The following is a 26,610-nucleotide window of genomic DNA, read 5'->3' as shown; positions in this document are numbered from 1 at the left end:
TCGTCAATGCTCGCGCTGGCGAACCGCCCCGACCAATTGGCGCCGGTGCTGATAGGCTTCGCGGTCAGGGGGCAGGCGGTAAATGCCGCGCAGCAGGGCGACGTCGTTGTCCGAAAGCGCGCGGCGCCCCGGTTCGTCACCGAACAGCCCCATGATCGAATCCTGCGGTGGCGGCGGATTGCCGTTCAGTTCGGCGAGCGCGACCATCGCCGTGTAAGCGGCGACCGCATCGAGCAGTGCGCCATTCGCCTGCTCGGCATCGACAATGACCGTTGCCGATTGCAGCGCGCGCACCACCTGCGTGCTGACCAGGCTGCTGTTATACTGTTTGAGCATGCCGCCGGTCGCCGGCATCCCGTCGCGGCTTTCGTCGCGCGTCCCGTACCACCAGCGGATCGGGCCATCGCCCTGGATCAATCGTTGGCGCTCGATCGGCGATAGCGAGCCGACCTGCCGCGGCGATTTTTCAAAGATCGCGCGGGTCAGGCCGTCGCCGTCGTCGGTGAAGATCACGGCGATGTTGGGGGTGCAGCGCTGTGCAGCGACCGGCGCCCCCGCCGCCGCCGCGACCGCGCGAATCCGTTTGTCGACGATCGCCGCGACATCGGCATCGACGCCGACGGTGCGGGGACAGACGGGGGCGATCCACCGCGCCACGGGCTCCAGCCGGGCAACGCCCGCGCGCCGGACAAATTCGGCGGCGCGTTTACGCTCTTCGCGCTTTGCGTCGGGGGTGCCGGTCACGACGATGGCGTCGGGGTTGTCGCTGGCGGCAGGAGCAGCAGCAAGCAGGACGATGGCGGCAAGCAGGCTCATGCGGATGCTCCCGGTGAAGATTCGCCAAGACTACCAAATCATTACAAGATTTCCAGCGTTTAGCTACCAGCTCCCGAAGCTGGCATCTGACGGGCTGGCGCGGTGAAAGGCGCGTTCCTGGCGGCGCCAGCCGTAGCGGCGGCGCTTGACCAGCAACAGGCACGGCCATTCAGCGCTGCCGCCGCGCGCCGCGAGGCGAAAGCCCTGCGCGCGATAGGCGGCGAGCACCGGGGCCATCTGGCGCGCGATCAGCCCGGCAAGGATGGCATGGCCGCCGGGTGCGGTTGCGGCGCCGATGTCGGGGGCGAGGGTGATCAGCGGGCCGGCGAGGATGTTCGCGATGACGAGGTCATAGGGGGCGCGGTGGCGGATCGCCGGATGGTCGGTCCCCGGTGCGACCGCGAGCGTCAGGGCGCCGCTGCCGCGGCCGAGCGGGACATGGTTGATCGCCGCATTGTCGCGGGTGACGAAAATGCTCGCGGGGTCGATGTCCGACGCGATCGTCCGCGCGCTTGGCCATAAAGCCATGGCGGCAAAGGCGAGTAGTCCGGTGCCGGTGCCGATGTCGGCGATGTTGCGCGGGGCGATGCCTTTGCGCTTCATCCGGTCGAGCATCGCCAGACAGCCTGCGGTGGTGTCGTGGCCGCCGGTGCCGAACGCCTGGCTGGCGTCGATCAGGAACGGGGTCGTGCCCGGGGGGACGCGGTCGGCGTAGCTGCTGGTGTGGACGAAGAAGCGGCCCGCGTGCACGGGTTCAAGCCCCTGTTGACTGATGGTCACCCAATCTTCTTCAGGCAGTTCCTCGACCGTCGGCTGCGTGCGCCTGGCGCTCGGCACCAGCGCCTGGACCATCGCCAGCAGGTCGGCGGTGGGCGCCTCGTCGACATAGGCGTCGAGTTGCCACAGCCCGGCATCCTCGTCGATTTCGCGCGTCACCACCACCGGCGGTTCGGCGAGGGCGTCGAGCGCCGACCCACCGGCGGAGACCGCTTCGGCCTCGGCGCGGGTGCAGGGGAGCGAGATCAGCCAGCTCATGATTCAGCGCACATAGCTGGCGCCGTTGACGTCGAGCACCGCGCCGGTCATCGACGGCGGAGCATCGAGCGCGCACCAACGCGCCATTTCGGCGACCTCGCCCGGCATCGCCACCCGGCCCAGCGGAATGTCGGCGAGCAAATTGGCGCCGCCCGGGCTGGCCAGAGAATCTTCGGCCATGCCGGTCATGGTGAAGCCGGGGCAGATCGCAAAAGCGAGGATGCCTTCCTGGGCATAGGCGCGCGCGATCGTCTTGGTCATCGCGACCATGCCCGCCTTTGACGCGGCATAATGCCAGTGCGCCGGGCTGTCGCCGCGGTGCGCGGCGCGGCTGGCGATGTTGATGATGCGGCCTGCTGCCTTGCGATCCTGCCAATGCAGCACCGCGCGGCGGCAGAGGTCGGCGCTGGCGGTCAGATTGACCTGGAGGGTGCGGTTCCAGTTCGCCAGCCAGTCGGCGTCTTCGTCATCGAGCGGATTGGGCTCAAAAATCCCGGCATTGTTGACCAGCACGTCGATGCGGCCGTCGAGCCGGTCGAGGCTGTGCTGCCACAGACGGGCGGGGGTTGCCGGGTCGGCAAAATCGCCGTCGGCGCTCGACAGCGCGACCGTTCTGGTGGCTTCCGAGGTCAGCGCAGCGGCGATCGCGGCGCCGATGCCGCGGCTGGCGCCGGTGATCAGGATGTGGGTTTGCATGGTGCGGCTTTAGGCAGCGCAGCTGGCCTTGCCAAGTTGGCGCCGACGTATCGGTTAATCGTCATCCCGGCGAAGGCCGGGATCTCGCCGGTGCGTCAGGTGGCGAGGGTGAGATCCCGGCTTTCGCCGGGATAACGGAGAGGGGGCAGTTTGTGCGGTTACGCCACCCGGCGGCTGAACTCGCTCGCGGCCTGTTCCAGCTGCTGCAACCGGCCGCCCATCTTGCCGAATTCCTGGCTGAGCACGCTGATTTCGCTGGCGACCATGCCCGAATCGTTGCGGATGCTGGCGATCGTCGACGACATGCTGTCGGCGGCGAGCGCGGTTTCGTCGACCGCGGCGGTGATCGAGGTGACCGTCTGGGCCTGCGCGTCCATCGCGTCGCGGATACGCTGCGCCGAGCGTTGCACTTCGACAATGGTCTGCTGGATCGACTGGTTGGCGCTGACCGACCCGCGCGTCGCTTGCTGGATCGCGGTGATCTTGCCGGCGATATCGTCGGTGGCGCGCGCGGTTTCGTTGGCGAGGCTTTTGACCTCCTGCGCGACGACGGCAAAGCCGCGGCCCGATTCGCCGGCGCGTGCCGCCTCGATCGTTGCGTTCAGCGCGAGCAAATTGGTCTGGCCCGCGATCTCGCGGATCAGGCCCAGGATGGATTCGATCGATTCGGCATGGTGCGACAGCGTTTCGGACATTGCGACGGCTTCGCCCGCCTGTTCCGACGCGCGGGTGGCGACGCTGGCCGATGCTTCGACCTCGCTGCGTGCATCCTCGATCGCGCGGATCAGGCCGGCGGCGGTCGAGGCGGCTTCGCGCATCGCCATAGCCGATTGTTCGGACGCGGCGGCGACTTCGCTGGTTTTGGCGATCATGCCCTTTGCCGCCTGGTCGGCCGAGGCGGCCTGTTTGGCGAGCTGTTCGCGCACCCCGTCGGTGTCCTGCACCAGCGAGGCGATCGAGCGGTCGAAATCGCCCGCGAGCGTCTGGCGTTCGCTGGAGATGATCGCGCCGTCGAGTTTTTCGGCATAGCGTTGCATGATGTCGAATTCGAGCAGCGCCAGCCGGTTGACCGCACTGGTCAGCCGCGCCAGCCGCGCCGGATCGTCGATGCAGGCGGTCACGACATATTCGATGGTCAGCCGCTGGCTTTCGGCGATGCACGACATGACCGAGGCAAGCGGCAGTTTGACGCGCCGTGCCATATGGGCGTTCTGGCACGCGATCGTCGCGACCTCTTGCCCCGCGGCCTCGGCATATTTGGTTTCGGTGTGGCGCGCGCTGCCGCGGATGTACGAGGCGAGCAGCTCGCCTTCGACCCCGCGCTCGACGCTGGGCAATGCGTTGAACGCATTCCAATAGGCGGCCGCGATGGCCTCTTCGCGGCCGGCAATGATCATGTGAATCTCGGCAGCGGTGGCGGCGAGCTGGCCGTCGAGATCATAATAGGGAAAGCGGTCGGCCATCAAAATCGGGTCGATTTGCTGCTTATGAATCGGATTTTCCTTCACCATGATCCTGCTTCCCTGATCGATCCGAACTTGCGCGAGTCTGCCGCTCGTCATCGTCCGCAAAACATATGACCGGGCTATGCGGCGCGGTTGGTAAATTCGCCGTTAACCAGCGTGCGATTTTTCGCGCTAGCCGCGCTCGTCGAGGGGGGAAGCGGTGGGGAGCGGATAGCCCTCGAACGCCTTGATCGTGCGCAATGCAAAGGCGCTGTGCATCGCCGCGACCCCGGGCAGCCGCGACAGGCAGTGGCGGTGCAGCCGGTCGAAATCGGCGACATTGCGCGCCGCGACGCGCAGGCGATAGTCCGACGCGCCCGAGAGCAGCTGACATTCGAGGATTTCATCGAAACTTTTGACCGCGCTTTCGAACGCGGTCAGCGCTTCTTCGCTTTGCGAGGTCAGGCTGATGTCGACGAAGACGTCGAGCCCCAGCCCGATGCGATCGGGCGCCAGCCGCGCGGCGTAGCCGGTGATGATCCCCGCCGTCTCCAGCGCGCGGATGCGGCGATGGCACGCCGACGCCGACAGCCCCACCGCTTCGCCCAGTTCAGCGGCGGGGCGCGGTCCCTGTCGTTGCAGCAGGTCGAGGAGTTTCCGATCGATTCGATCAATCATCGTGCGTTATTTTCCTATTCCACGCAAAATTCGTGCGTGTTTGTCGCCAATCCAAGGACGATATGCAAGCACCTCGCGCGCCGTTTCTGCTATTAGGCGCAGCCATGAACGACGCGGCGCCAGGCCGCGCGACCAGCGGCGAAGCAATGGAGAGCGACCATGATCATCGGCACCCCCAAGGAAATCAAGAACCACGAATATCGCGTCGGGCTGACCCCCGAAAGCGCGCGCGAGCTGAGCGTGCACGGCCACCGGGTGCTGGTGCAGACCGGCGCCGGCGCGGGCATCGGCGCGCACGACCGCTTCTATGTCGAGGCGGGCGCCGAGATCGTCCAGACCGCCGAAGAGATTTTTGCGACCTGCGACATGGTGGTCAAGGTCAAGGAGCCGCAGCCCGGGGAGCGCGCGATGCTGCGCGAGGGCCAGATCCTCTACACCTACCTCCACCTCGCCCCCGATCCCGACCAGACTCGCGACCTGATGAAGTCGGGCGCCGTCTGCATCGCTTATGAAACCGTCACCAGCCCGCACGGCGGTCTGCCGCTGCTCAAACCGATGAGCCAGGTCGCGGGGCGGATGTCGATCCAGGCCGGCGCGACCGCGCTGGAAAAGGCGCATGGCGGCCGCGGCGTGCTGCTCGGCGGCGTTCCCGGCGTTGCACCGGGCAAGGTGTGCGTGATCGGCGGCGGCGTCGTCGGCTTCAACGCCGCGCAGATGGCGGCGGGCCTCGGCGCCGACGTCACCATCCTCGACCGCGATCCCGAAGTGCTCGAACGCGTCGGCACCTTTTTTGAATCGCGCGCCAAGACGCGCTTTTCCAACCGCGCCAATCTGGCCGAATGCGTCGCCGAGGCTGATCTGGTGATCGGCGCGGTGCTGATCCCCGGCGCCGAAGCGCCCAAGCTGGTCACCCGCGACATGCTCGGCACGATGCAAGCGGGGTCGGTGCTGGTCGACGTCGCGATCGATCAGGGCGGCTGTTTCGAGACGAGCCATGCGACCACCCATGCCGACCCGACCTATGTCGTCGACGGCATCGTTCATTATGCGGTCGCCAACATGCCCGGCGCGGTCGCGCGCACCAGCACCTATGCGCTGAACAATGTGACGCTGCCGCACGCGCTGCGTATCGCCGACCTGGGGTGGAAAGCGGCCCTGAAGCGCGACGTGCATCTTGCGCAGGGACTCAACGTCTGGAATGGTAAGGTCACGTTCGAGGCCGTAGCCGAAGCGGTCGGAACCGATTATGTGTCTGTCGAGCAGGCACTCGCCTGATAACAAGGACATAGATGCGACGATGACCGACCAAGCTGCCCCCCCGCCGCCGCAGGACGACGAGCCCGAGGAAAATGAGGTGCTGCGCGCCGCGCGCGAACAGCGTCAGCAGAAAGAAGCCGCCGACGCGTCCGAAGCCGCCGACAAGGAAGCGGCCAAGGGCAAGCGCGCCGGCTGGAAAACCGCTGCCGCCGCGGGCATCGGCATCGGTTCGGCGGCGGTGATCGCGGCGCTGCTGTACGCGAACCGCGACAAGATCAAATGACGCGGCGCCCGGTTCGGCCGAGCTGAACCGGGCGCCGATGATCATCCCGGACGGGGTTCGGGATATGAAAAGGGCGGCCGCGTGCCGCCCTTTTCATATCCTCGGTGCCGGGCTGGCAAGACGCGCGCTTTGCCGCCGAACCGCGGCATTTCATTCCCCCTTGCCGACTCACCCGCCGCGGCCTATATGCGGCCTACTTCTTGACATGGTCAGCCAGTTGGGACGTCGGGGCCGCGGGCCGCGGCGGCTGTTCGCACATGCTTTCCGGTCATGCATTTTGGGAAATTTCATTGGCCGATCTCGACGCCCTGACTGCGATTATCGCGCCCGAAGCCGAAGCGATGGGGCTGGCGCTGGTGCGCGTCGCCTTTTTTGGCGGCGAGAGCGACCCGACGTTGCAAGTGATGGCCGAGCGCCCCGCGACGCGGCAGCTGACGATCGACGATTGCGCCGATCTGTCGCGCCGCATTTCGGTCCAGCTCGACGCGCTGGAGGAAGCGGGCAAGGATCCGATCGAGCAGGCGTATCGGCTCGAAGTGTCGTCGCCGGGCATCGACCGGCCGCTGACCAGGCCCGCTGATTTCGCGGACTGGGCCGGGCATGAGGCGAAGGTCACGCTGAAGGAAAAGCTGAACGGCCGCCAGCGCTTCAATGGCCTGCTGGTCGGGATCGACGGCGACGTCGTGACGATTTCGGACAAGGAAGAGGTCGAGCACAAGCTGCCGTTCGATGCGATCGACACCGCCAAGCTGGTGCTCACCGACAAATTAATTGCTGCAACCGTCCCGCTTTCAGTCGAAGGCGCGGATGAACTGGAAGAAGAAGGACAGGACTGATGGCCACTGCCATTTCCGCCAACCGCGCCGAATTGCTGGCGATTGCCAACAGCGTCGCCAGCGAAAAGATGATCGACAAGGGCATCGTGATCGAGGCCATTGAAGAAGCGATCCAGCGCGCTGCGCGTGCCCGCTATGGCGCCGAAAACGATATTCGCGCCAAACTCGACGTCCAGACCGGCGACCTGCGCTTGTGGCGCGTCGTCGAGGTGGTCGAGACGGTCGAAGATTATTTCAAGCAGGTCGATCTGGCCGCGGCGCAGAAATTGCAGAAGGATGCCCAGCTGGGCGACTTCATCGTCGATCCGCTTCCCGCCGTCGACCTGGGCCGCATCGACGCCCAGTCGGCGAAGCAGGTGATTTTCCAGAAGGTCCGCGAAGCCGATCGCGAGCGCCAGTTTGAAGAATTCAAGGATCGCGCCAGCGAGCTGATCACCGGGGTCGTGAAGTCGGTCGAATTCGGCCACATCGTCGTCAACCTGGGGCGCGCCGAAGGCGTCATCCGCCGCGACCAGCAGATCCCGCGCGAATTGATGCGCGTCGGCGACCGCGTCCGCGCCCTGATCCTGTCGGTGCGCCGCGAAAACCGCGGCCCGCAGATTTTCCTCAGCCGCGCGCACCCCGATTTCATGAAAAAGCTGTTCGCGCAGGAAGTGCCCGAAATTTACGACGGCATCATCGAGATCAAGGCCGCCGCGCGCGACCCGGGTTCGCGCGCCAAGATCGGCGTCATCAGCTATGATGGCAGCATCGACCCCGTCGGCGCCTGCGTCGGCATGAAGGGCAGCCGCGTTCAGGCGGTGGTTCAGGAAATGCAGGGCGAAAAGATCGACATCATCCCCTGGTCCGAAGACACCGCGACCTTTGTCGTCAATGCGCTGCAGCCCGCAACGGTCCAGCGCGTCGTCATCGACGAAGACGACAGCCGCATCGAAGTCGTCGTTCCCGACGACCAGCTGTCGCTGGCCATCGGGCGCCGCGGCCAGAATGTCCGTCTCGCCAGCCAGCTGACCGGCAGCCAGATCGACATCATGACCGAGGCCGACGCGAGCGAAAAGCGCCAGCGCGAATTCGTCGAGCGTTCGACGATGTTCCAGGAAGAGCTGGACGTTGACGAAACGCTCGCCCAGCTGCTGGTCGCCGAAGGCTTTAGCGAGCTTGAAGAAGTCGCCTACGTCGCCATCGAGGAACTCGCCGGGATCGAAGGGTTCGACGAGGAGCTGGCGCAGGAACTGCAGAGCCGCGCGACCGAAGGGCTGGAACGCCGCGAGGAAGCCGCGCGCGCCGAGCGCCGCGAGCTGGGGGTCGAGGACGATCTGGCCGCGATCCCGCATTTGACCGAAGCGATGCTGGTCGTGCTGGGCAAGGCGGGCATCAAGACGCTCGACGATCTGGCCGACCTGGCGACCGACGAGCTGATCGCCAAGAAGCGCACCGACAACCGCCGCGGCCCGCCGCGCAGCGAACGCGCCGAGGACAAGGGCGGCGTGCTGGGCGAATATGGCCTGAGCGAAGAACAGGGCAACGAAATCATCATGGCGGCGCGTGCGCACTGGTTCGAAGACGAACCCGTAGCCGACGCAGCGCAAGCCGGGCCCGCGGCGGAGCCGCTAAACGAGTCCGCGGCGGAGCCGCTAAACGGGGAGGCCGCCGATGCGGACCCCGCACAATGATCAGCTGAGCGAACCAGACCGCGCTGGACGGCGCGGCCAGCATGTGCCCGAACGGCGCTGCATATTGACCGGCGAGGTTTCGCCGGCCGAAAGGCTTGTGCGCCTCGCGCTCGGCCCCGACGGCGGCATCGCGCCCGATGTGCTTGGCAAGGCGCCGGGGCGCGGCGCGTGGATCGGCGTGACGCGCGCCGAGCTGGAGGCAGCACAGGCGAAAGGCAAGCTGAAGGGCGGGCTGGCGCGGGCGTTGCAGGACAGCAATTTCACGATCCCTGACGATCTGGGGGCGCGGATCGAAACCCAGTTGCAGCGCGCGACGCTCGACCGGTTGGGGCTGGAATCGCGGTCGGGTACCTTGCTCAGCGGCAATGAAAAGATCGAGACCGCAGCGCGCAAAGGTCAGGTCCGCCTGCTCCTCCACGCCAATGACGCGGGCGAGGACGGGCGCAAAAAACTGGCGCAGGCGTGGCGCGTCGGCGAGGACGCCGAAGGGTCGGGACGCGAGGGCCAGGTCTTGCCGGTGGACCGCAGCGCCCTATCTATGGCATTGGGCCGCGAGAATGCGGTGCATCTGGCGATTACCGACGCCCGCGCGGCGGCCCGGGTGCTGGCGCATTTGAGCCGCTGGCAGTTTTTCACAGGATGGAGTAGGGACGCGGCCAACCGCGATTCCGACCCGCACGCCGCGCCGCTTGCCGGTGACGACAAAATTGGGGCGGCGCCGACAGGCTCCGCCGCTTCGGACGCGTTTTGAAGGAATGATGAGTTTCGATGAGTGACGAACAGGACAAACCGACCCTGACCCGCAAGCCCCTGGGGCTGAAGCGGACGGTCGAGGCCGGACAGGTGCAGCAGCAATTCAGCCACGGCCGCCGCAATACGGTGGTGGTCGAGGTGAAGCGCCGCCGCGTGCTCGGTCGTCCCGGCGATCCCGCGCCCGAACCGGTCGCCGAAGAAGTCGAGGCCGCTCCGGCGCCCGCCCCGGCCCCGGCGCCCGCTCCGGCCCCGAAGCCCGCCGCGCCGCGCGCGAGCGAGAATGACAGCCTGATGTCGCGTCAGGAACGCCAGGCGCAATTGCTGCGCGAGGCCGAAGAAGCGCGCATGACGTCGCAAGAGGAAACGCGCCGCCGCGAAGAGGCCGCGCGCGCGCGCGCCGTCGAGGACGAGAAACAGCGCGTCGAAGCGCGCGTGGAACAGGCGGCAGCCAAGGTCGCCGAAACCGCCCCGGCTGCCGCGCCCGCTGCTGCGGAACCGGTCGCGGCCGAAACCCCTGCGGCCGCCGCACCGCAGGAAACCGCCGCGCCGCGCAGCACGACGAGTGCCGCGCCGGCACCGCGCCGTTTCACCCCGATCGAAGCGCCGAAGCGTCCCGAACCCAAGCGTCCCGACCCCAAGGTCAGCCGTGGCGGCGACAGCCGTCGCCAGTCGGGCAAGCTGACCGTCACCCGGGCGCTGAACGATGACGAAGGCGCGCGCGCGCGCAGCCTCGCGGCGCTGAAGCGTGCCCGCGAAAAGGAAAAGCGTTCGCACACCGCCGCGTCGGGGCCGCGCGAAAAGCAGGTTCGCGAAGTCGTTGTGCCCGAAAGCATAACGGTCCAGGATCTGGCCAACCGCATGGCCGAAAAGACCGGCGACCTGATCAAGGCGCTGTTCAAGATGGGCAGTCCGTCGGCCAGCACCGACACGATCGATCAGGATACCGCCGAATTGCTCGTCACCGAGTTTGGGCACGAGATCAAGCGCGTCAGCCAGAGCGATATCGACATTCGTCATGACGAAGATGTCGACGATGCCGAGCATCTGAAGTCGCGCGCCCCGGTCGTCACGATCATGGGCCATGTTGATCACGGCAAGACCAGTCTGCTCGACGCGCTGCGCGGCGCGAATGTGCAGGCGGGCGAGGCCGGCGGCATTACCCAGCATATCGGCGCGTATCAGGTGACGACGCCGGACGGGTCGCTGGTGACTTTCCTCGACACCCCGGGCCACGAAGCCTTTACCGAAATGCGCCAGCGCGGCGCCAATGTCACCGACATCGTCATCCTGGTGGTGGCGGCCGACGACGGGTTGAAGCCGCAGTCGATCGAGGCGATCCACCATGCCAAGGCGGCGGGTGTGCCGATCATCGTCGCGATCAACAAGATCGACAAGGAAGGCGCCAACGCCCAGCGCGTCCGCGAACGCCTGCTCGAACATGAGCTGGTCGTCGAAGAAATGGGCGGCGACGTCCAGAATATCGAAGTCTCGGCGCTCAAGAAGACCGGTCTCGACAAATTGCTCGACGCGATCGCGGTGCAGGCCGAGATCATGGAGCTGAAAGCCAACCCCGACCGCGCCGCCGAAGGCACCGTGGTCGAGGCGAAGCTCGACAAGGGCCGCGGTCCGGTGGCGACGATCCTCGTTCGCCGCGGGACGCTCAAGGTCGGCGACATCTTTGTCTGCGGTGCCGAGAGCGGCCGCGTCCGCGCGCTCGTCAACGATCAGGGCCAGCAGATCAAGACCGCCGGTCCGTCGATGCCGGTCGAGGTCCTGGGCCTTGGCGGTGTGCCGATGGCAGGCGATACGCTGACCGTGGTCGAAAATGAAGCGCGCGCCCGCGAAGTGGCGGCCTATCGTCATGGCGAGGCGCTCAAGAAGCGCACCGTGCAGGCGCCGGTCAGCCTGGAGGGGATGTTCGAAGCGCTGGCCGACAAGGCCAATGTCATCCAGTTCCCGGTGGTTATCAAGGGCGATGTGCAGGGATCGGTCGAAGCGATCGTCAATGCGCTGAACAAGCTGTCGACCGACGAGATCCGCGTCCGCGTCCTTCAGTCGGGCGCCGGCGCGATCACCGAAAGCGACGTGACGCTGGCGGCGGCGACCAAGGCGCCGATCATCGGCTTTAACGTCCGCCCGAACGCCAAGGCCCGCGACATTGCGAAGCGCGAAAAAGTGCGCTTCATGTATCATGACGTCATCTATCACCTGACCGACGAGATCCGCAAAGAGATGGCGGGCGAGCTGGGGCCGGAGCGGATCGAAACCGTCGTCGGCCGCGCCGAGGTCAAGGATGTCTTCCCGGCCGGCAAGCGCGACAAGGCCGCTGGTTTGCTGGTGCTCGAGGGCGTCATCCGCAAGGGGCTGCACGCGCGCCTTACCCGCGACGACGTCATCGTGTCGGCCACGACGATCGCTTCGCTGCGCCGTTTCAAGGACGACGTCGCCGAAGTGCGCGCCGGGCTGGAGTGCGGTGTCGTATTGTCGGATACCAACGACATCAAGGCGGGCGACAATTTGGAAGTCTTTGAAGTCGAACTGCGCGAACGGACGCTGTAACCAGCGCTCGCTTCGTGCGGATCAGGAGGCGCCTGCATGGCCCGCTACGTCGCCCTGTTCGGCAGCATCAATGTCGGTGGCAACCGGTTGACGATGGCCGACCTGCGCGCCGCGTTCGAGGCCGAGGGTTTTGCTAACGTCGAGACGGTGGTCGCCAGCGGCAATGTCATTTTTTCGCACCCCGCGCGGCCGACGCGCGGGCTGGAGGAAAAGCTGACGCTGATGGTCGATGACCGGTTCGATATGCACTGCGCCGCTTTGGTGCGCAGCCGCGACGAGCTGGCCGCGGCGATCGCCGACAATCCGTTCGCGGGGGCCAACGAGGATCGGTTCGTCCACACGATGTTCCTCGACGGGCAGCCGACGGCGGCGCAGTTCGACGCGCTGGCGGCCGACAAGTGGATCAAGCCCAATGAGCGCGTCGCGCTGGGCGACCGGGCGCTCTTTATCGATTATGGCGATGGGGTGGGCGAGAGCAAATTGACCGCGCGGATGATCGAGCGCCGGTTGGAGCATAAGGGCACCGCGCGCAACCTGCGTTCGATCGCGCGGATCGTGGCGAAACTGGACGAAATGGAGAAGGGTGCGGCATGAAAGCGGTAGAGAGCAAGGGCCCCTCGGTCCGCGTCCTGCGCGTCGGCGAACAGGTGCGCCATATCCTGTCGGACATATTGGCGCGCGGCGACGCCCATGACGAGCTGCTGGCCAAGCATCCGGTGAGCATCACCGAAGTGCGGATGTCGCCCGACCTGCGCCACGCGACGGTGTTCGTGAAACCCCTGCTCGGCAAGAATGAGGCCGCGGTGCTCAAGGCGCTGCGCACCAATACCGCCTGGCTGCAAAAGAGCGTCGCTGAAAAGATGAGCATGAAATATGCCGCGAAGCTGAAATTTCTGTCGGATGAAAGTTTCGACGAGGCGAGCCATATCGAGAAACTGCTGCGCGACCCAAAGGTGAAGCGCGATTTGGCGAGCGGTGAGGGCGAATAGCCCTCGCCCCCAAATGACGAGGTCGTTTGAAGGCCTATTTCCCCTTGATCCCCGCCGCTTCTTCCAGCTCGACCAGCGCATCCTCCAGATAGTCGATCAGCCGCTGGACATGCGGCACGCTGCGGCGGCAGGCGGTGATACCGAAATCGATATTCTTGTTGTTCGATACCTGGGTGATGTTCATCGCCATGCCGTCGACCGGAATGCTGGCCGGGTACATGCCGTCCAATCGCGCGCCGTTCCAATACAGCTGCTCGCGGGGGCCGGGGACGTTCGAGATGGTGACGCTGTACGCGGGGAATTTGTCCGCCGTCCTCGTCAGCGCGGTCAGCATCTGCGGCATCTGGGTGATCGCGGTATAGATCTGGATCTGCTGCGCGGTCATTTCGCGCAGCTGTGCCTTCGCGGCGTTCATCGACGCCTGAATCGTCCGCATCCGTTCGGCAGGATCGTCGATATGCGTCGCGAGGTTCGCGGTGACGGCGGCGACCGAGTTCCCCGAATCGATGTCGTCCTTGGCGCGGATCGACACCGGGGCCATCGCTTTGAGCGGCTTGTCGGGCAGCTCGTTCAGCGATTGTAGATATTTGCGCATCGCCCCCGAACACATCGCGAGCACCGCGTCGTTGATCGTCCCGTCATAGGCCTTGCCCATGGCCCGGACCCGCTCCAGCGACCAGCTTTGCGCCACGAAACGCCGCGCCCCGGTGATGTTGCGGTTGAAACTCGTGCGCGGCAGCCCGCCCCACGGCGTGGTGAGGTCGCCGCCGCCCAGCCCGAACATCGCCGCGGCATATTGGTTGAGCGCCTTGCTGACCCCGACGCTGTTGCCCCATTGTTCCTTCAGAAAAGCACCGATGGCTTTCAGGTCAGTGATGCTGGGGGTCGGCGGTTTTTTCGCGGTCGGGAATTGACGCTTATAGGCCTCATAGACTTCGACCGACATCGGCGACGCCGTGGGCTTATAGCTCTTGTCGTTGCTCAGCATCGCATTGGTGAAATGCATCGAGCTGGCACCGTCCATAAAGGCGTGGTGGATCTTGAAATAGGTCGCGATCTGCCGGTTGGGCAGGCCCGAGATCAGGGTGATTTCCCACATCGGGCGGGTGCGGTCGAGCAAGGTGCCGTGGAGCCGCGAGGCGAGTTCGAACATCTCGCGATAGCGCCCCGGCTTGGGCAGCGCGGCGGCGCGGACATGATAGTGCATGTCGATGTCCTTGTCGGGCACCAGGCGGATCGGGCCGTACTGGCCGAGCGGCGTCAGCTTGAGCACTTCGCTGAACGGACGGCGCAGTCCTTCCTGCTGGCGCAGCAGCGCGAGCATCTCGTTCAGCCACTCGGTTTCGTCGACCTTGTCGGGCAGGGTGTAGAGATTGACCCCGCCAACATGCATCGGCGTCTCGCGCGTTTCCGCGACCAAAAACATCGCGTCGGTCACCGGCATCAGGCGCATGGCAGCTCTCCCCACTGTTTGTGCTGCATCTTTTGATGTCCAGCATGAAAGCGGGGTGGGGGCGAGTCAAGCGGCCCACTCTTTGTCACCCCGGACCCGTCGACAAGCTCAGGACAGGCTTGATCCGGGGTCCACTACCGCCGGCGCCAAATGGACCCCGGATCAACTCCGGGGTGACGATAGTTTGGTGATTGGCGGCGGCAGGCGAACAGTTTATCGACGCCCCCATGGCCAAGCTCTATTTCTACTATGCCAGCATGAACGCGGGCAAATCGACGACGCTGCTGCAGGCGGATTTCAATTATCGCGAGCGCGGTATGGAAACGATGCTGTGGACCGCGGCGCTCGACGATCGTTACGGCCAGGGGCAGGTGACCAGCCGCATCGGATTGATGGCCGAGGCGCATAAATTCGATCCCGACAGCGATTTGTGGGCGGCGGCGACGGCGGAAAATGCCGAACGGCCGCTGGCCTGTGTGCTGGTCGACGAGGCGCAGTTTCTGTCCAGGAGCCAGGTGTTCCAGCTTGCGCGGCTGGCCGATGAGGAGGGGGTTCCGGTGCTCTGCTATGGCCTGCGCACCGATTTTTCGGCCGAGCTGTTCCCCGGATCGGCGGCGCTGCTCGGCATCGCCGACGCACTCGTCGAACTCAAGGCGGTGTGCGAATGCGGGCGCAAGGCGACGATGAACCTGCGCGTCGATGAGAGCGGGCGCGCCGTGGTCGAGGGCGCGCAGACCGAGATCGGCGGCAACGACCGCTATGTCGCGATGTGCCGGCGGCATTTTATGGCGAAACGGCGCGAGGCCGCGGCGGCGTTGACCGATGCTTGACCGGCTTTACGTCGACCTGGCCGACGGCGACCTTCAACTCGTCAAGCTGACCGAAGCGCATCGTGCGGCGCTGCGCACCGCCTGCGCCGCCGACCCCGACATCTGGGCGATCTATTCGTCGAGTTTTGGTCCCGGTCATTTCGACCAGAGCTTTGACGCGTTGATCGGCGGCATCGGCCGCATGGCCTATGCGATCATGGACGGCGACACGCTGGTCGGCATGACCGCCTGGCTGCGCCCCGATATGTCGGCGCAGACGGTCGAGGTCGGCAACAGCTATATCCACCCCGCGGCGCGCGGCACCGGGTTCAACGGGCGTTTGAAAAAGCTGATGATCGATCATGCGTTCGCGGTTGGCATCCGCCGCATCGAATTTCGCATCGACGAGCGCAACGCGCGCTCGCAGGCGGCGGTCGCCAAACTCGGTGCGGTCAAAGAAGGCGTCCTGCGCGGCGAGCGGATCACCTGGACCGGCTATGTGCGGAGTACCGGGTTATTTGGCCTGCTTGCCGAGGATTGGTCCGACCGCGCATAGACGCTTCCATGGGCGTTATCCTGATTTTCCTGGTTTTGGCGTGGCTGGCATGCACCGCGGTGACCGTCCTGTTCGCTTTCATGATCGATCGTTTTGCGGCGCGGCGCTGGTGGGGGCGCACGCCGCGTGCGCTGTGGCGCGCGTTGTTCATCGGCCATGCGACTAACCTCCTGCTGTTCTGGAGCCCGTTCACCGTCGATCCGCACAAGTGGCTGTTTTTTGGCAGCACCCTGGCCGTCACGGCGCTGCTGTTGTGGCCGTTCGCCCGGCGCCGCGCGCGTGCGGCAGTTTGACGCGCGGCCGGTCAGCGCAAGTTCAGACGCGGCACCCTAGGGTGATCGCCATGATATCGAATCTCGCTCTCTCCCTGGCCGCCGCTTTGCTTCCCCTTTCTGCGGCGGCGGCCAACGAGCCTGCCGCAAAAACCGCCGACGCGCCGCGCGCGCCTGGCGTCGAGGCGAGCATCGTCTTTCCCAGCAACAGCTCGATCCGCAATTGGCAAGCCGACCGCGGCCGCGGCATCTGGATCCAGGACCGCCGTGGCAACTGGTATTATGGCACCTTCGCGGGATATTGCCGCGACGCCGATTTCGCGTCGGCGATTGGCGTCGAAACGCGCGGGGCGGGACGGCTCGACCGCTTTTCCACCATAGTGGTGCGCGGCGAACGCTGCCCGCTGTCGTCCTTCACCACCTCTGCAGGGCCGCCGTCCCGGCGCGACAAGTCAAAAGACATCATGGGCGACAAACCCGGCGCAAATTGACAGTGGCCCTGCGGTGGCCCTAGCGCCGCGGGATGAACGGCTGGATCATTCTCGACAAACCTTTGGGACTCGGATCGACGCAGGCGGTCGGGGCGGTCAAGCGCGTGTGCCGCGAGGCCGGGCTGGGCAAGGTCAAGGTCGGCCATGGCGGGACGCTCGATCCGCTGGCGTCGGGGGTGCTGCCGATCGCGCTGGGCGAGGCGACGAAGCTGTGCGGGCGGATGCTCGATGCGAGCAAGATTTACGAGTTTACGGTGCAGTTCGGAACCGAAACGGCAGGACTTGATGCCGAGGGTGAGGTCGTGGCGACCAGCGACGTGCGGCCGACGCTGGCCGAAGTGGAGGCGGTGCTGCCGCGCTTTACCGGCGCGATCGAACAGGTGCCGCCGGCTTATTCGGCGATCAGGATCGATGGCCAGCGCGCTTATGATCTGGCGCGCAAGGGTGAAGCGGTCGAGATGAAGGCGCGGGGGGTCACCATACACTCCCTTCGTCATGCCGGACTTGATCCGGCATCCATTGCGGCGGGCGCCGAATGGACCCCGGATCAAGTCCGGGGTGACGAGGACCGGGGAGAGCGGCTCGAACGCACCACCCTCATCGCCCACGTCTCGAAAGGCACCTACATCCGCTCGCTTGCGCGCGACATCGCGCACGCCGTGGGCACCGTCGGTCATGTCGCCATGCTGCGCCGCACCAAGGCCGGGCCGTTCGATCTGGCCCAGGCGATTTCGCTGGACAAATTGAACGCTTTCGGCCAAGGCGCCGCCCAATCAGAAGTAATTCTGCCGCTCGAGGCAGGGCTGGTCGACATCCCGGCTCTGAACCTTTCCCCGGAAGCGGCAGGGGCGATCCGTCAGGGTCGTGTCTGGACCGGGGTAGCTACGGATGACGGGCTCTATTGGGGACGGGACGATCAAAATCGTCCGATCGCCCTGATCGAGGCTTTGGCGGGAACGCTGAAGGTCGTGCGCGGCTTCAATCTTTAAGCCATGATGTTCGAGGAAATGAAATTATGTCGATTACCGCCGAGCGCAAAACCGAAGTCATCACCGAAAACGCCCGCAGCAAGGGCGACACCGGCTCGCCGGAAGTCCAGGTCGCAATCCTGACCGACCGCATCAATAACCTGACCGGTCATTTCAAGGCGAACCACAAGGACAACCACAGCCGCCGCGGCCTTCTGATGATGGTCAACAAGCGCCGCAGCCTCCTCGACTATCTGAAAAAGAAGGACGAGGGCCGCTATCAGGCACTGATCGCGAAGCTGGGTCTGCGTAAGTAAGATTTTCTGGCGGCCCCGGTTTTCCGGGGCCGCTGTCATATTGGCTCCGTGCAAATTCGCCGGACCACAGGGCCGCTCCCGCATCCGGCGGGGCCGCCATTGGGGCCACAGACGCCCCGCACCGCCCCGGGTCGGATTACCCGGAACTAGAGGCCCCGCCCGGCATCGGGCCCGGCGGGCGAAGGAAACTCCATGTTTGACGTGAAAAAAGTATCGATCGAGTGGGGCGGTGAAACGCTGACCCTCGAAACGGGCAAGGTTGCCCGTCAGGCCGATGGCGCGGTTGTCGCGACGCTCGGCGAAACGATGGTATTGGCCGCGGTCACCGCCGCCAAGACGGTCAAGGAAGGGCAGGACTTCTTCCCGCTTACCGTCCATTATCAGGAAAAATATTCGGGCGCAGGCCGCATCCCCGGCGGCTTCTTCAAGCGCGAGCGCGGCGCGACCGAAAAGGAAACCTTGGTTTCGCGTTTGACCGATCGTCCGATCCGTCCGCTGTTCCCCGAAGGTTTCTATAACGAAATCAACGTCATTGCTCAGGTGCTGAGCTATGACGGCCATAACGAGCCCGACATCCTCGCGATGGTCGCCGCTTCGGCTGCGCTCACCATCTCGGGCGTCCCGTTCATGGGTCCGATCGGCGCCGCGCGCGTCGGTTATGTCGATGGCGAATATATCCTGAATCCGACCGACGCGCAGGTTGCCGAAGGCGACCTCGATCTGGTCGTTGCCGCCACTTATGACGCGGTGATGATGGTCGAATCCGAAGCCAACGAGCTGTCGGAAGAGATCATGCTCGGCGCCGTGCTGTTCGCGCACGACGCGTGCAAGGACGTCGTCAAGGCGATCGTGAAGCTGGCCGAACAGGCTGCCAAGGATCCCTGGGACATGGCCGAGCAGAGCGATCTGACCGCCGCCAAGGACAAGCTGAAGAAGCTGATCGGCAAGGACATCGCCGCCGCGTACAAGCTGACCGACAAATCGGCCCGCTCGAACGCGCTGAACGAAGCCCGCGCCGCTGCCAAGGCCGCTTTCGCCGACGCCGCGCCGCAGGACCAGATGGCCGCCGGCAAGCTGATGAAGAAGCTGGAAGCCGAAATCGTGCGCGGCGCCATCCTCAAGGACGGCAAGCGCATCGACGGCCGCACGACGACGCAGATTCGTCCGATCGTCGCCGAAACGCACTTCCTGCCCCGCGCCCACGGCTCGGCGCTGTTCACCCGCGGCGAGACGCAGACGATCGCAACCTGCACGCTCGGCACGAAGGACAGCGAACAGATGATCGACGGCCTGAATGGCCTGTCGTACTCGAACTTCATGCTGCACTATAACTTCCCGCCCTATTCGGTCGGTGAAGTTGGCCGCTTCGGGGCGCCCAGCCGCCGCGACATCGGCCATGGCAAGCTGGCATGGCGTGCGCTGCACGCGGTGCTGCCGACGAAGGACGAGTTCCCCTACACGATCCGCATCACCAGCGACATCACCGAGTCGAACGGCTCGTCGTCGATGGCGTCGGTTTGCGGCGGTTCGCTTGCGATGATGGATGCCGGTGTGCCGTTGAAGCGTCCGGTTTCGGGCATCGCGATGGGCCTGATCCTCGAAGGCAAGGATTTCGCGATCCTGTCGGACATCCTGGGCGATGAAGATCACCTCGGCGACATGGATTTCAAGGTGGCGGGCACGTCCGAAGGCATCACCACGATGCAGATGGACATCAAGATTGCGGGCATCACGCGCGAGATCTTCGAAGCCGCTCTGAACCAGGCCAAGGAAGGCCGCGCGCACATCCTGGGCGAAATGGCGAAGGCGCTGGGCGAAGCCCGCACCGAGCTGTCCGACTATGCGCCGCGTATCGAAACGATGCAGATCGACAAGGCGAAGATCCGCGACATCATCGGCACCGGCGGCAAGGTGATCCGCGAGATCGTCGCGACCACCGGCGCCAAGGTCGACATTGACGACGAAGGTCTGATCAAGATTTCGTCGAGCGACCCGGCGCAGATCGAAGCCGCGCGCAAATGGATTTCGGGCATCGTCGAAGAAGCCGAAGTCGGCAAAATCTATGACGGCAAGGTCGTCAACCTCGTCGATTTCGGGGCGTTCGTGAATTTCATGGGCGGCAAGGACGGTCTCGTCCATGTGTCCGAAATCGCCAATGAGCGCGTCGAAAAGGTCGCCGACGTCCTGAGCGAAGGCCAGGAGGTCAAGGTCAAGGTGCTCGAGATCGACCAGCGTGGCAAGGTTCGCCTGTCGATGCGCGTCGTCGATCAGGAAACCGGCGCCGAGCTGGAAGACACCCGCCCGCCGCGTGAAGGCGGCGACCGTGGTCCTCGCGGCCCGCGTCGCGACGGCGGCGACCGTGGCCCGCGCGGTGACGGTGGCGGTCGCGGCGACCGTGGTCCGCGTCGCGATGGCGGCGGCGATCGCGGCCCGCGCCGCGAACGCAACGAAGGCCCGGAAGATCAGGGCCATGTGCCCGACTTCCTGAAGGACTAAGCCTTCGGTTTATCGAACAAGGAAAGGGGCTGCTTCGGCGGCCCCTTTTTTGTTGCGCTGCCGCCGCAAACGCGGTGCAAGCACTTGGTGTCCTAAATCACCACGACCTCAGTTTCCGTTCGTGTCGAGCGAAGTCGAGATACCCATCGGTGTAGCGCAACGACGAAGGGTGTCTCGACTACGCTCGACACGAACGGGACGATGGGATCAGATTATAAGCACATCGCGCTATTTGCGCGCCGCGGCGCTCTGATCGCGGATCGCCTTGAACTCGCTGCCCGCTTTCCAGTCGGGCCAGCGTGCCGAGCGCGCGAGCTCGTCGCCGATTGTGTAGAACAGCGAAATATCCTGCACCGCGCCGTCGAGGTTCCAGTCCGGACTCCAGGCGTCGCACGCCTGATGATAGCATTTGCCGGTATAGGCATCGACCCACGCCTGCCCGGCGGGTTTGCCGCCGTCGACGAGGTCGGAGGCGCCGGCGATGCCCATCATCAGCAGCACGGGGACGCCGCGCTTGGCCATGCTGAAATGGTCGGCGCGGTAGAAGAGGCCGCGTTCGGGGAGGCTCTCCACCGAGACGGTGCGGCCTTGGGTCGCAGCAACGCGCGCGAGGTCGTCTTCGAGACTGCCCTGTCCCTTGCCGACGAGGACGACGTCCTTTGCCTTTCCGGCGGTCTGGAGGATGTCGAGACCGAAGTTGGCGACGGTCTTTTCGACCGGGAAGATCGGGTTTTGGGCATAGGCTTCGGAGCCGAGCAGTCCGCGTTCTTCGGCGGTCCAGAAGGCGAAGACGATGCTGCGGTCGGGCGGCGGTGCGGCCTTGAAGCCGCGGGCAATTTCGAACAGTCCCGCGACGCCGAGCGCGTCGTCGTTGGCACCGGCGCGATAGATGCGCCCTGCCTCGTCGGGCGCGCCTTCGCCATAGGCATCCCAGTGGGCACCATACATCACAACCTCGTCGGGGCGCTTGGCGCCGGGAATTCGAGCGAGGACGTTCTGGCTTTGCACGACCGCCTGCGTCACCGGGATCGCGGCGTTGAAACTGGTGCCGAGATTGACCGGCTTGAAATCCTTGCGGCGCGCGGCGATGCGCAGCTTTGCCAGATCCTGTCCGGCGTTCGCGAAGAGAGTGGTCGCGGTCTCGCCCGAGATCCAGCCTTGCAGCGCCAGGCTCGTCACCTTTTCGGGCGGCACGACGAGGCCGTAATTTTCGCCGCCGCCGCTTTTGACGACGTTCCAGCCATAACCGACGCCTTCGGTGTCGTGGACGATCAGCGCCGCGATCGCGCCGCGCCGCGCCGCCTCTTCGAACTTGTAGGTCCAGCGGCCGTAATAGGTCATCGTCCGCCCGCCGAACTTGCCGAATCTGTCCTCGCCCCTGGCCGCGACGAAATCGGGATCGTTGATCAGGAAGACCGCGACCTTGCCCTTCAGATCCTGACCCTTGAAATCGTCCCAGCCGCGTTCGGGTGCGGTGACGCCGTAGCCGACGAACACCAGCGGGGCGTTATCAACGACCGCCTGATCCTTCGGTTGGAGCGTCGAGACATAGATGTCGGTGCCGAAGGTGAGCGGCGTTGCCGCGCCCTTGCGGTCGAAGGCGAGCGTCGTGGCGGTCCCGAGGCGCGTGTGCAGCAACGGCACTGGCTGGGTCCAGCCGCCGTCCGCGCCCGCGGGTTCGAGTCCGAGCGCCTGAAGCCGACCGATCAGATAGCCGATCGTGCGTTCTTCGCCGATCGTTCCGGGCGCGCGGCCCTGAAACTGGTCGGAGGCGAGGGTGCGCACGGTTTCGGTGAGCCTGGCGGCGTCGATGGTGGGCGCGGTTTGCGCGACCGCGGGGACCGAAAGGGCCGCGAGGAGCGAGGCGGCGGCGAGGCGTAGGGTCATAAGGCGAAGGCTTCCCGGTTGGTACGCCGCCAGCCTAGGCGCTTTTGGGGCGGCATTGAAGCGCGCAAACCGCCACGCGGCGGGTTCGTCGTTTGGCCGCAAGAAACGGAGCGTCGCCGGGGCGGCGGCGTGGCAGGGGTCCCGGCATGACAGAGATGATCGACACCGCCGTCGCGGCGCGCATCGGCGCGCTGGACTGGCACGCCATCGGCGCCGCACTCGATCGGGAAGGTTGGGCGGTCTTGCCTGGGCTGCTCTCGATCGCCGAATGTGACGAAACATCGGCGTTATACGGTCAGGAAGCGCTGTTCCGCAGCCATGTCCAGATGGCGCGGCACGGGTTCGGGCGCGGCGAATATCGTTACTTCGCCTATCCGTTGCCGCCGCTGGTCGCGGCGTTGCGCGGGGCGCTTTATGCCCGGTTGGCGCCGGTCGCCAATCGCTGGCACGAGCGGATGGGGCGCGAGGCGGGCTTTCCGACTGATCACGGCGACTATCTGGCGCATTGCCATGCCGCGGGGCAGGCGCGGCCGACGCCGCTGCTGCTGGAATATGGGCCGGGCGACTACAACTGCCTGCACCGTGACCTGTATGGGGCCGAGGTATTTCCGTTGCAGGTCGCAGTCTTGCTGTCGGCGCCGGGGACGGATTTTGACGGCGGCGAGTTTGTGCTGACCGAGCAGCGGCCGCGGATGCAGTCGCGCGCGGCGGTGGTGCCGCTGGGCCAGGGCGATGCGGTGATATTCGCGGTGAATGAGCGGCCGGTGGCGGGCAGCCGCGGCGATTACCGGGTGGCGATGCGCCATGGGGTGAGCGAGGTCCGGTCGGGGCGGCGCCACACGCTGGGGGTGATTTTTCACGACGCCGCCTAATCCCGCCTGCCGGGTGGACATGGCGGCTGCGGCGGTTAAGCCGGTGCTTTCCCGGCGGTATTAGCGAGGACGGCAGCGATGGACTTTTCCCGGCTTCAGGCGAGCAGCAAGATCGGCGACGACTGGGTCTATCCGCAGCCGCCGTGCCTGAATTTCGGCTGGCTGGAGGTCGACCTGGACCCCGCGCACCGCATTTACTGGGAGGAATATGGCAACCCGGCGGGCGAACCGGTGATGTTCCTGCACGGCGGACCCGGGGGCGCCTGCGCCCCGGCGATGGCGCGCTTTTTCGATCCGAAGCGATACCGCGTCATCCTGTTCGATCAACGCGGGTGCGGCAAGAGCGAGCCCAATGTCGCGTCGGCCGGCCCGGCGGTCGCGTTAGCCAAGAACACCACCGCCGACCTGATCGGCGACATCGAGAAATTGCGCGATCATCTGGCGATCACGGGCGCGATGCATGTGTTCGGCGGCAGTTGGGGCAGCACATTGGCGATGGCCTATGCGATCGCCCACCCCGCGCATTGCGCCAGCCTGATCCTGCGCGGGATCTTTCTGGGGGCGGCGGAGGATCTGGACTATCTGTACCAGGGCAATGCCGCGACGTGGGAGGTCGATCGCTATGCGCTGACCGCGCCAGGGGCGTACATCAAATATCCCGATGAGTGGGCGGCGCTGCTGACCGTCCTGACCCCGGGCGAACGCGGCGACGTGATGGCGTCGTACAAGGCGATTTTCGACATGGTGCCGACCACCGCGGCGGAAACCGAGCGGCAATTGGCGGCGGCGGTGACCTGGTCGCTGTGGGAGGGGGTGATTTCCAACATGATCCCCGAAACCGCCGACACCGGCAAATTCGGCGAGGCCGATTTTGCGCTGTGTTTTGCCCAGATCGAGGCGCATTATTTCGCCAACCAGCTGTTCATTCCGGCGGGGCATTTCTTTGAGCATATCGCCACGCTCGCGACGATCCCGGTGCATATCGTCCACGGCCGCTTTGACGAGGTGTGCCCGTTGACGCAGGCATCACGGCTGGTCGCAGCACTGCGCGCCGCGGGTTCGGAGCCGGCGGCCTATGTGGTCACCAATGCCGGGCATAGCGCGATGGAACGCGAAAATGCGCTGGCCCTGACCGCGGTGATGGATGGGCTGGCGGCGACGGCGACTTAAGGCCGGTCGAGGCGGCGCAAAGCGCCCGAAACCTTATGCCCGCGAGGGCGGCATGGCGTCCTCATCGGCATTGAGCTGCTCGACCTGATCGCGCCACCTTTGCTTGGCGCGCGAGCGGTCACGCTCGTACCGGCGCCGCGCGCTATTGTGCCGCAGGTAGGCGATACCGACGATGGCTGCCAATATCATCAAGGCGATGATGCCATAAGCAATGATGATCCTGGGTTCGATAGTCTTCACTCCGCGAGACGGCTTTGCCTCATGCCATCATTACCCCGCACGGCGGCGATGGTTGCGTCGCGTGAACCCCGCCGCGCCTCGGTTCGCCGTGTTTGAGTGGTTGTAGAAATAACCATATAGGTTATTTATCTTGACATCGTCACGCTGATATGGCACAAGTATCTCATCATGAAGAATTGCGAGTCGGGTCGGCATCCTTTCCATTTTTGGGGAAGGGTGAACCGGCCCGACCGGCGTTTGGACGAGGCGATATGGACGAGCGGAACCTGATGAACGAAGCGGGCGAGGGGGGTGGCGGCGACGATGTCGGCGGGCGCCGTGAGCCGCAATTCAAGACGATTACCGATCATCAAATCGAGGTCTTTCTGGCGACGCTGGCCGATAGCTGCAATGTGCGCCGGGCCGCGGCGGTGGCTGGTTTTGCCTATTCGGCGGCGTACCAACGGCGGCGGCGCGACCCCGATTTTGCCGAGGCGTGGCAGGCGGCGCTGGACAGCGGCTATGCCCGGCTGGAAATGGCACTGGTCGAGCGGGCGATCCTGACGATCGAGACCGTCCGCGACGGTGATGGCAATGGCGATAGCGATGCCGATGCCGTGGTTGTCCCGGTGGTGGGGGCGATGACGGTGGCGCAAGCGATCGACCTGATGGGCAAGCATCGCGCCAGCATTGAAGGCGGGCGGGCCAAGCGCGTTCGCCCGAACAGCCGCAAGCGGCCCACGGCGGACGAAACCGACGCCGAAATATTGCGGCGGATCGATATTATCGAGCGGCAGCGCGCCGGTGAGGGACAGGATGCGCCATGACCGCGCGGTGGATCGACCGGCTGGCGTCGGACGATGGCGAATCGATTCTGGACCGGTTGCTGGCGCTATCGCTCGCCGAACGGGTGCGCCTGCTCCGCGAAATCCCGCGCAAATATGTGCATGAGCTGGAGGAACGCTGGTATCAATGGGCGCATCACGGGCAGTGCGCGCCGCCCGGCGACTGGCCGGTGTGGCTGATCCGCGCCGGACGCGGTTTCGGCAAGACGCGCGCCGGGGCCGAATGGATCAGCGACATGGCGCGGCGCATGCCGGGCGCCCGCATCGCGTTGGTCGCCGCGAACGAGAAGGACGGAATGCGCGTGATGATCGAAGGGCCGAGCGGCCTGATCGCGGTCGCGCGCGCCGACGAAAAACCGAAATGGCGCCAGCAGCTGCGCGAGCTGTATTTCGACAGCGGCGCGGTGGCGACGCTGTTTTCGGCCGGGGCGCCCGAGAATCTGCGCGGCCCGGAACATCATGTCGCGTGGTGCGACGAACTGGCGAAATGGCCGCAGGGCGGCGCCGCGGCGTGGGACAATCTGATGCTCGGCATGCGGCTGGGCGACATGCCGCGTGTGCTGGTGACGACAACGCCGCGCCCGGTGCCGCTGATGGCGACGGTCGCGGCGGTGCCGGGATGCATCACGACATTGGGGCGGACGGCCGAGAATCCTCACCTGCCGCGGAGTTTCGTGACCCATATGGTCGCGCAATACGGCGGCACCCGGCTGGGGCGGCAGGAACTGGACGGCGAATTGCTGGAGGATGTCGAAGGCGCGCTGTGGACGCGCGCGCTGGTCGACCGGTGCAGGGTCGATACGGCAAGCATCGGCAAGCCGGTGCGGGTGGTGATCGGGGTCGATCCGCCCGCGACGTCGCATGGCGATGCATGCGGGATCGTCGTCGCGGCGTTGCTGCGCGACGGGCGGCTGGCGGTGGTCGAGGATGCGAGCGTCGAGCGCGCACCGCCGGGACTGTGGGCGCAGGCCGCGGCCGCGGCGGCGGCGCGCTGGGGCGCCGAGCAGGTGGTCGCGGAGAGCAATATGGGGGGCGAGATGGTCGCGGCGACGCTGGCGCAGGCCGATGCCCGGCTGCCGGCGCGCGCGGTGCACGCCAGCGTCGGCAAGGCGCGGCGCGCGGAGCCGGTGGCGCTGGCATATGAGCGCGGGCAGGTGGTCCATGCGGGGGCGTTCGCCGACCTGGAGGATCAGCTGTGCGGGTTACAGATTGGCGGGGGTTATGCGGGGCCGGGG

General features: G+C 65.7%; 27 protein-coding genes. 19 read left to right on the top strand and 8 right to left on the bottom strand.

Annotated features, from left to right (window positions below; genetic code table 11):
- Positions 1-3: 3 nt before the first annotated feature.
- The 5 genes from FFS68_RS14035 to FFS68_RS14015 form a co-directional block, all read right to left on the bottom strand.
- Positions 4-816: a hypothetical protein gene (locus tag FFS68_RS14035; protein ID WP_137753822.1), complete on the bottom strand. Its 813-nt coding sequence runs from the start codon at positions 814-816 to the stop codon at positions 4-6.
- Between the two features lie 63 nt (positions 817-879).
- Positions 880-1,851, bottom strand: coding sequence for a 50S ribosomal protein L11 methyltransferase (locus FFS68_RS14030; RefSeq protein ID WP_137753821.1), 972 nt, complete (start codon positions 1,849-1,851; stop codon positions 880-882).
- Between the two features lie 3 nt (positions 1,852-1,854).
- Complete coding sequence (locus tag FFS68_RS14025; RefSeq protein ID WP_137753820.1) at positions 1,855-2,547, bottom strand: SDR family oxidoreductase; 693 nt, start codon at positions 2,545-2,547, stop codon at positions 1,855-1,857.
- Between the two features lie 158 nt (positions 2,548-2,705).
- A complete protein-coding gene (locus FFS68_RS14020; RefSeq protein WP_137753819.1) occupies positions 2,706-4,058 on the bottom strand; it encodes a methyl-accepting chemotaxis protein in 1,353 nt (450 codons plus the stop codon).
- Between the two features lie 126 nt (positions 4,059-4,184).
- Positions 4,185-4,670 (bottom strand): Lrp/AsnC family transcriptional regulator, encoded by a 486-nt coding sequence (locus FFS68_RS14015; RefSeq protein ID WP_137753818.1) that lies wholly within the window; start codon positions 4,668-4,670, stop codon positions 4,185-4,187.
- Between the two features lie 159 nt (positions 4,671-4,829).
- Between FFS68_RS14015 and ald the strand changes: the two genes are divergently transcribed.
- From ald to rbfA, 8 genes are all read left to right on the top strand, one after another.
- Complete coding sequence (gene ald / locus FFS68_RS14010; RefSeq protein ID WP_137753817.1) at positions 4,830-5,945, top strand: alanine dehydrogenase; 1,116 nt, start codon at positions 4,830-4,832, stop codon at positions 5,943-5,945.
- A gap of 22 nt (positions 5,946-5,967) precedes the next feature.
- Complete coding sequence (locus FFS68_RS14005; RefSeq protein ID WP_137753816.1) at positions 5,968-6,210, top strand: hypothetical protein; 243 nt, start codon at positions 5,968-5,970, stop codon at positions 6,208-6,210.
- A 290-nt stretch (positions 6,211-6,500) separates the two neighbouring features.
- Positions 6,501-7,046 (top strand): ribosome maturation protein RimP, encoded by a 546-nt coding sequence (rimP, locus tag FFS68_RS14000; RefSeq protein WP_137753815.1) that lies wholly within the window; start codon positions 6,501-6,503, stop codon positions 7,044-7,046.
- Positions 7,046-8,719 carry a transcription termination factor NusA gene (gene nusA / locus FFS68_RS13995; protein ID WP_137753814.1) on the top strand — a complete coding sequence of 558 codons (1,674 nt, stop codon included), beginning with the start codon at positions 7,046-7,048 and terminating at the stop codon, positions 8,717-8,719. The genes rimP and nusA overlap by 1 nt, the downstream gene beginning before the upstream one ends.
- Positions 8,700-9,470: a DUF448 domain-containing protein gene (locus FFS68_RS13990; RefSeq protein WP_137753813.1), complete on the top strand. Its 771-nt coding sequence runs from the start codon at positions 8,700-8,702 to the stop codon at positions 9,468-9,470. The genes nusA and FFS68_RS13990 overlap by 20 nt, the downstream gene beginning before the upstream one ends.
- 17 nt (positions 9,471-9,487) lie before the next feature.
- Positions 9,488-12,031 (top strand): translation initiation factor IF-2, encoded by a 2,544-nt coding sequence (gene infB, locus FFS68_RS13985; protein ID WP_137753812.1) that lies wholly within the window; start codon positions 9,488-9,490, stop codon positions 12,029-12,031.
- Between the two features lie 36 nt (positions 12,032-12,067).
- On the top strand, positions 12,068-12,625 hold the full coding sequence (locus FFS68_RS13980; protein ID WP_137753811.1) for a DUF1697 domain-containing protein: 558 nt from the start codon (positions 12,068-12,070) through the stop codon (positions 12,623-12,625).
- Positions 12,622-13,020, top strand: coding sequence for a 30S ribosome-binding factor RbfA (gene rbfA / locus FFS68_RS13975; RefSeq protein WP_137753810.1), 399 nt, complete (start codon positions 12,622-12,624; stop codon positions 13,018-13,020). The genes FFS68_RS13980 and rbfA overlap by 4 nt, the downstream gene beginning before the upstream one ends.
- Before the next feature lie 34 nt (positions 13,021-13,054).
- Here rbfA and FFS68_RS13970 read toward each other — a convergent pair whose 3' ends face one another.
- Entirely contained in the window at positions 13,055-14,473 is a 1,419-nt protein-coding gene (locus FFS68_RS13970; protein WP_137753809.1) for a wax ester/triacylglycerol synthase family O-acyltransferase, read from the bottom strand.
- 227 nt (positions 14,474-14,700) lie between these two features.
- Here FFS68_RS13970 and FFS68_RS13965 point away from each other — a divergent pair, with 227 nt between their 5' ends.
- The 7 genes from FFS68_RS13965 to pnp all read left to right on the top strand — a co-directional run bounded on the left by FFS68_RS13965 (position 14,701) and on the right by pnp (position 20,382).
- Positions 14,701-15,303, top strand: a complete 603-nt coding sequence (locus FFS68_RS13965) for a thymidine kinase (protein WP_137753808.1) — start codon at positions 14,701-14,703, stop codon at positions 15,301-15,303.
- Entirely contained in the window at positions 15,296-15,838 is a 543-nt protein-coding gene (locus FFS68_RS13960) for a GNAT family protein (protein WP_137753807.1), read from the top strand. Before FFS68_RS13965 ends, FFS68_RS13960 begins: the two co-directional genes overlap by 8 nt.
- Before the next feature lie 8 nt (positions 15,839-15,846).
- Positions 15,847-16,131 carry a hypothetical protein gene (locus FFS68_RS13955; protein WP_137753806.1) on the top strand — a complete coding sequence of 95 codons (285 nt, stop codon included), beginning with the start codon at positions 15,847-15,849 and terminating at the stop codon, positions 16,129-16,131.
- Between the two features lie 50 nt (positions 16,132-16,181).
- On the top strand, positions 16,182-16,601 hold the full coding sequence (locus FFS68_RS13950; RefSeq protein WP_212742356.1) for a DUF6491 family protein: 420 nt from the start codon (positions 16,182-16,184) through the stop codon (positions 16,599-16,601).
- Positions 16,602-16,633: 32 nt separating this feature from the next.
- On the top strand, positions 16,634-17,590 hold the full coding sequence (truB, locus tag FFS68_RS13945) for a tRNA pseudouridine(55) synthase TruB (RefSeq protein ID WP_137753805.1): 957 nt from the start codon (positions 16,634-16,636) through the stop codon (positions 17,588-17,590).
- Between the two features lie 26 nt (positions 17,591-17,616).
- Entirely contained in the window at positions 17,617-17,886 is a 270-nt protein-coding gene (gene rpsO, locus FFS68_RS13940; protein ID WP_088440451.1) for a 30S ribosomal protein S15, read from the top strand.
- A gap of 192 nt (positions 17,887-18,078) precedes the next feature.
- On the top strand, positions 18,079-20,382 hold the full coding sequence (gene pnp, locus FFS68_RS13935) for a polyribonucleotide nucleotidyltransferase (RefSeq protein WP_137753804.1): 2,304 nt from the start codon (positions 18,079-18,081) through the stop codon (positions 20,380-20,382).
- Positions 20,383-20,610: 228 nt separating this feature from the next.
- Here pnp and FFS68_RS13930 read toward each other — a convergent pair whose 3' ends face one another.
- Positions 20,611-22,269, bottom strand: a complete 1,659-nt coding sequence (locus FFS68_RS13930; RefSeq protein ID WP_137753803.1) for a M28 family metallopeptidase — start codon at positions 22,267-22,269, stop codon at positions 20,611-20,613.
- Between the two features lie 146 nt (positions 22,270-22,415).
- Here FFS68_RS13930 and FFS68_RS13925 point away from each other — a divergent pair, with 146 nt between their 5' ends.
- A complete protein-coding gene (locus FFS68_RS13925) occupies positions 22,416-23,141 on the top strand; it encodes a 2OG-Fe(II) oxygenase (RefSeq protein ID WP_137753802.1) in 726 nt (241 codons plus the stop codon).
- A gap of 78 nt (positions 23,142-23,219) precedes the next feature.
- Positions 23,220-24,311: a prolyl aminopeptidase gene (pip, locus tag FFS68_RS13920; RefSeq protein ID WP_137753801.1), complete on the top strand. Its 1,092-nt coding sequence runs from the start codon at positions 23,220-23,222 to the stop codon at positions 24,309-24,311.
- 33 nt (positions 24,312-24,344) lie between these two features.
- On the opposite strand, the gene FFS68_RS13915 is transcribed toward pip, so the two are convergent.
- Entirely contained in the window at positions 24,345-24,551 is a 207-nt protein-coding gene (locus FFS68_RS13915) for a hypothetical protein (protein ID WP_137753800.1), read from the bottom strand.
- A gap of 251 nt (positions 24,552-24,802) precedes the next feature.
- On the opposite strand from FFS68_RS13915, the gene FFS68_RS13910 reads away from it, so the two are divergent.
- The gene (locus FFS68_RS13910) at positions 24,803-25,357 is read left to right on the top strand and encodes a hypothetical protein (RefSeq protein WP_137753799.1); all 555 of its coding nucleotides are present in this window, start codon (positions 24,803-24,805) and stop codon (positions 25,355-25,357) included.
- Positions 25,354-26,610 (top strand): terminase family protein (locus tag FFS68_RS13905; RefSeq protein WP_137753798.1); only part of this gene is annotated, 1,257 nt, incomplete at its 3' end. The genes FFS68_RS13910 and FFS68_RS13905, both read left to right, overlap by 4 nt.

The sequence above is a fragment of the Sphingopyxis sp. L1A2A genome (assembly GCF_005502465.1).
GTDB lineage: Bacteria > Pseudomonadota > Alphaproteobacteria > Sphingomonadales > Sphingomonadaceae > Sphingopyxis.
The sequence above is the reverse complement of the archived record's forward strand: the minus strand, read 5'-3'. Positions and strand labels throughout refer to the sequence as shown.

Coding starts and splice junctions, on each gene's coding strand:
- ald (WP_137753817.1), top strand. CDS start 4,830: ATGATCATCGGCACCCCCAAGGAAATCAAGAACCACGAATATCGCGTC.
- rbfA (WP_137753810.1), top strand. CDS start 12,622: ATGAAAGCGGTAGAGAGCAAGGGCCCCTCGGTCCGCGTCCTGCGCGTC.
- infB (WP_137753812.1), top strand. CDS start 9,488: ATGAGTGACGAACAGGACAAACCGACCCTGACCCGCAAGCCCCTGGGG.
- nusA (WP_137753814.1), top strand. CDS start 7,046: ATGGCCACTGCCATTTCCGCCAACCGCGCCGAATTGCTGGCGATTGCC.
- FFS68_RS14005 (WP_137753816.1), top strand. CDS start 5,968: ATGACCGACCAAGCTGCCCCCCCGCCGCCGCAGGACGACGAGCCCGAG.
- FFS68_RS14025 (WP_137753820.1), bottom strand. CDS start 2,547: ATGCAAACCCACATCCTGATCACCGGCGCCAGCCGCGGCATCGGCGCC.
- FFS68_RS13950 (WP_212742356.1), top strand. CDS start 16,182: ATGATATCGAATCTCGCTCTCTCCCTGGCCGCCGCTTTGCTTCCCCTT.
- FFS68_RS13955 (WP_137753806.1), top strand. CDS start 15,847: ATGGGCGTTATCCTGATTTTCCTGGTTTTGGCGTGGCTGGCATGCACC.
- pip (WP_137753801.1), top strand. CDS start 23,220: ATGGACTTTTCCCGGCTTCAGGCGAGCAGCAAGATCGGCGACGACTGG.
- FFS68_RS13965 (WP_137753808.1), top strand. CDS start 14,701: ATGGCCAAGCTCTATTTCTACTATGCCAGCATGAACGCGGGCAAATCG.
- pnp (WP_137753804.1), top strand. CDS start 18,079: ATGTTTGACGTGAAAAAAGTATCGATCGAGTGGGGCGGTGAAACGCTG.
- rpsO (WP_088440451.1), top strand. CDS start 17,617: ATGTCGATTACCGCCGAGCGCAAAACCGAAGTCATCACCGAAAACGCC.
- FFS68_RS13930 (WP_137753803.1), bottom strand. CDS start 22,269: ATGACCCTACGCCTCGCCGCCGCCTCGCTCCTCGCGGCCCTTTCGGTC.
- FFS68_RS13970 (WP_137753809.1), bottom strand. CDS start 14,473: ATGCGCCTGATGCCGGTGACCGACGCGATGTTTTTGGTCGCGGAAACG.
- FFS68_RS14030 (WP_137753821.1), bottom strand. CDS start 1,851: ATGAGCTGGCTGATCTCGCTCCCCTGCACCCGCGCCGAGGCCGAAGCG.
- FFS68_RS14020 (WP_137753819.1), bottom strand. CDS start 4,058: ATGGTGAAGGAAAATCCGATTCATAAGCAGCAAATCGACCCGATTTTG.
- FFS68_RS14035 (WP_137753822.1), bottom strand. CDS start 816: ATGAGCCTGCTTGCCGCCATCGTCCTGCTTGCTGCTGCTCCTGCCGCC.
- FFS68_RS13925 (WP_137753802.1), top strand. CDS start 22,416: ATGACAGAGATGATCGACACCGCCGTCGCGGCGCGCATCGGCGCGCTG.
- FFS68_RS13990 (WP_137753813.1), top strand. CDS start 8,700: ATGCGGACCCCGCACAATGATCAGCTGAGCGAACCAGACCGCGCTGGA.
- FFS68_RS13980 (WP_137753811.1), top strand. CDS start 12,068: ATGGCCCGCTACGTCGCCCTGTTCGGCAGCATCAATGTCGGTGGCAAC.
- FFS68_RS13910 (WP_137753799.1), top strand. CDS start 24,803: ATGGACGAGCGGAACCTGATGAACGAAGCGGGCGAGGGGGGTGGCGGC.
- FFS68_RS14015 (WP_137753818.1), bottom strand. CDS start 4,670: ATGATTGATCGAATCGATCGGAAACTCCTCGACCTGCTGCAACGACAG.
- truB (WP_137753805.1), top strand. CDS start 16,634: ATGAACGGCTGGATCATTCTCGACAAACCTTTGGGACTCGGATCGACG.
- FFS68_RS13960 (WP_137753807.1), top strand. CDS start 15,296: ATGCTTGACCGGCTTTACGTCGACCTGGCCGACGGCGACCTTCAACTC.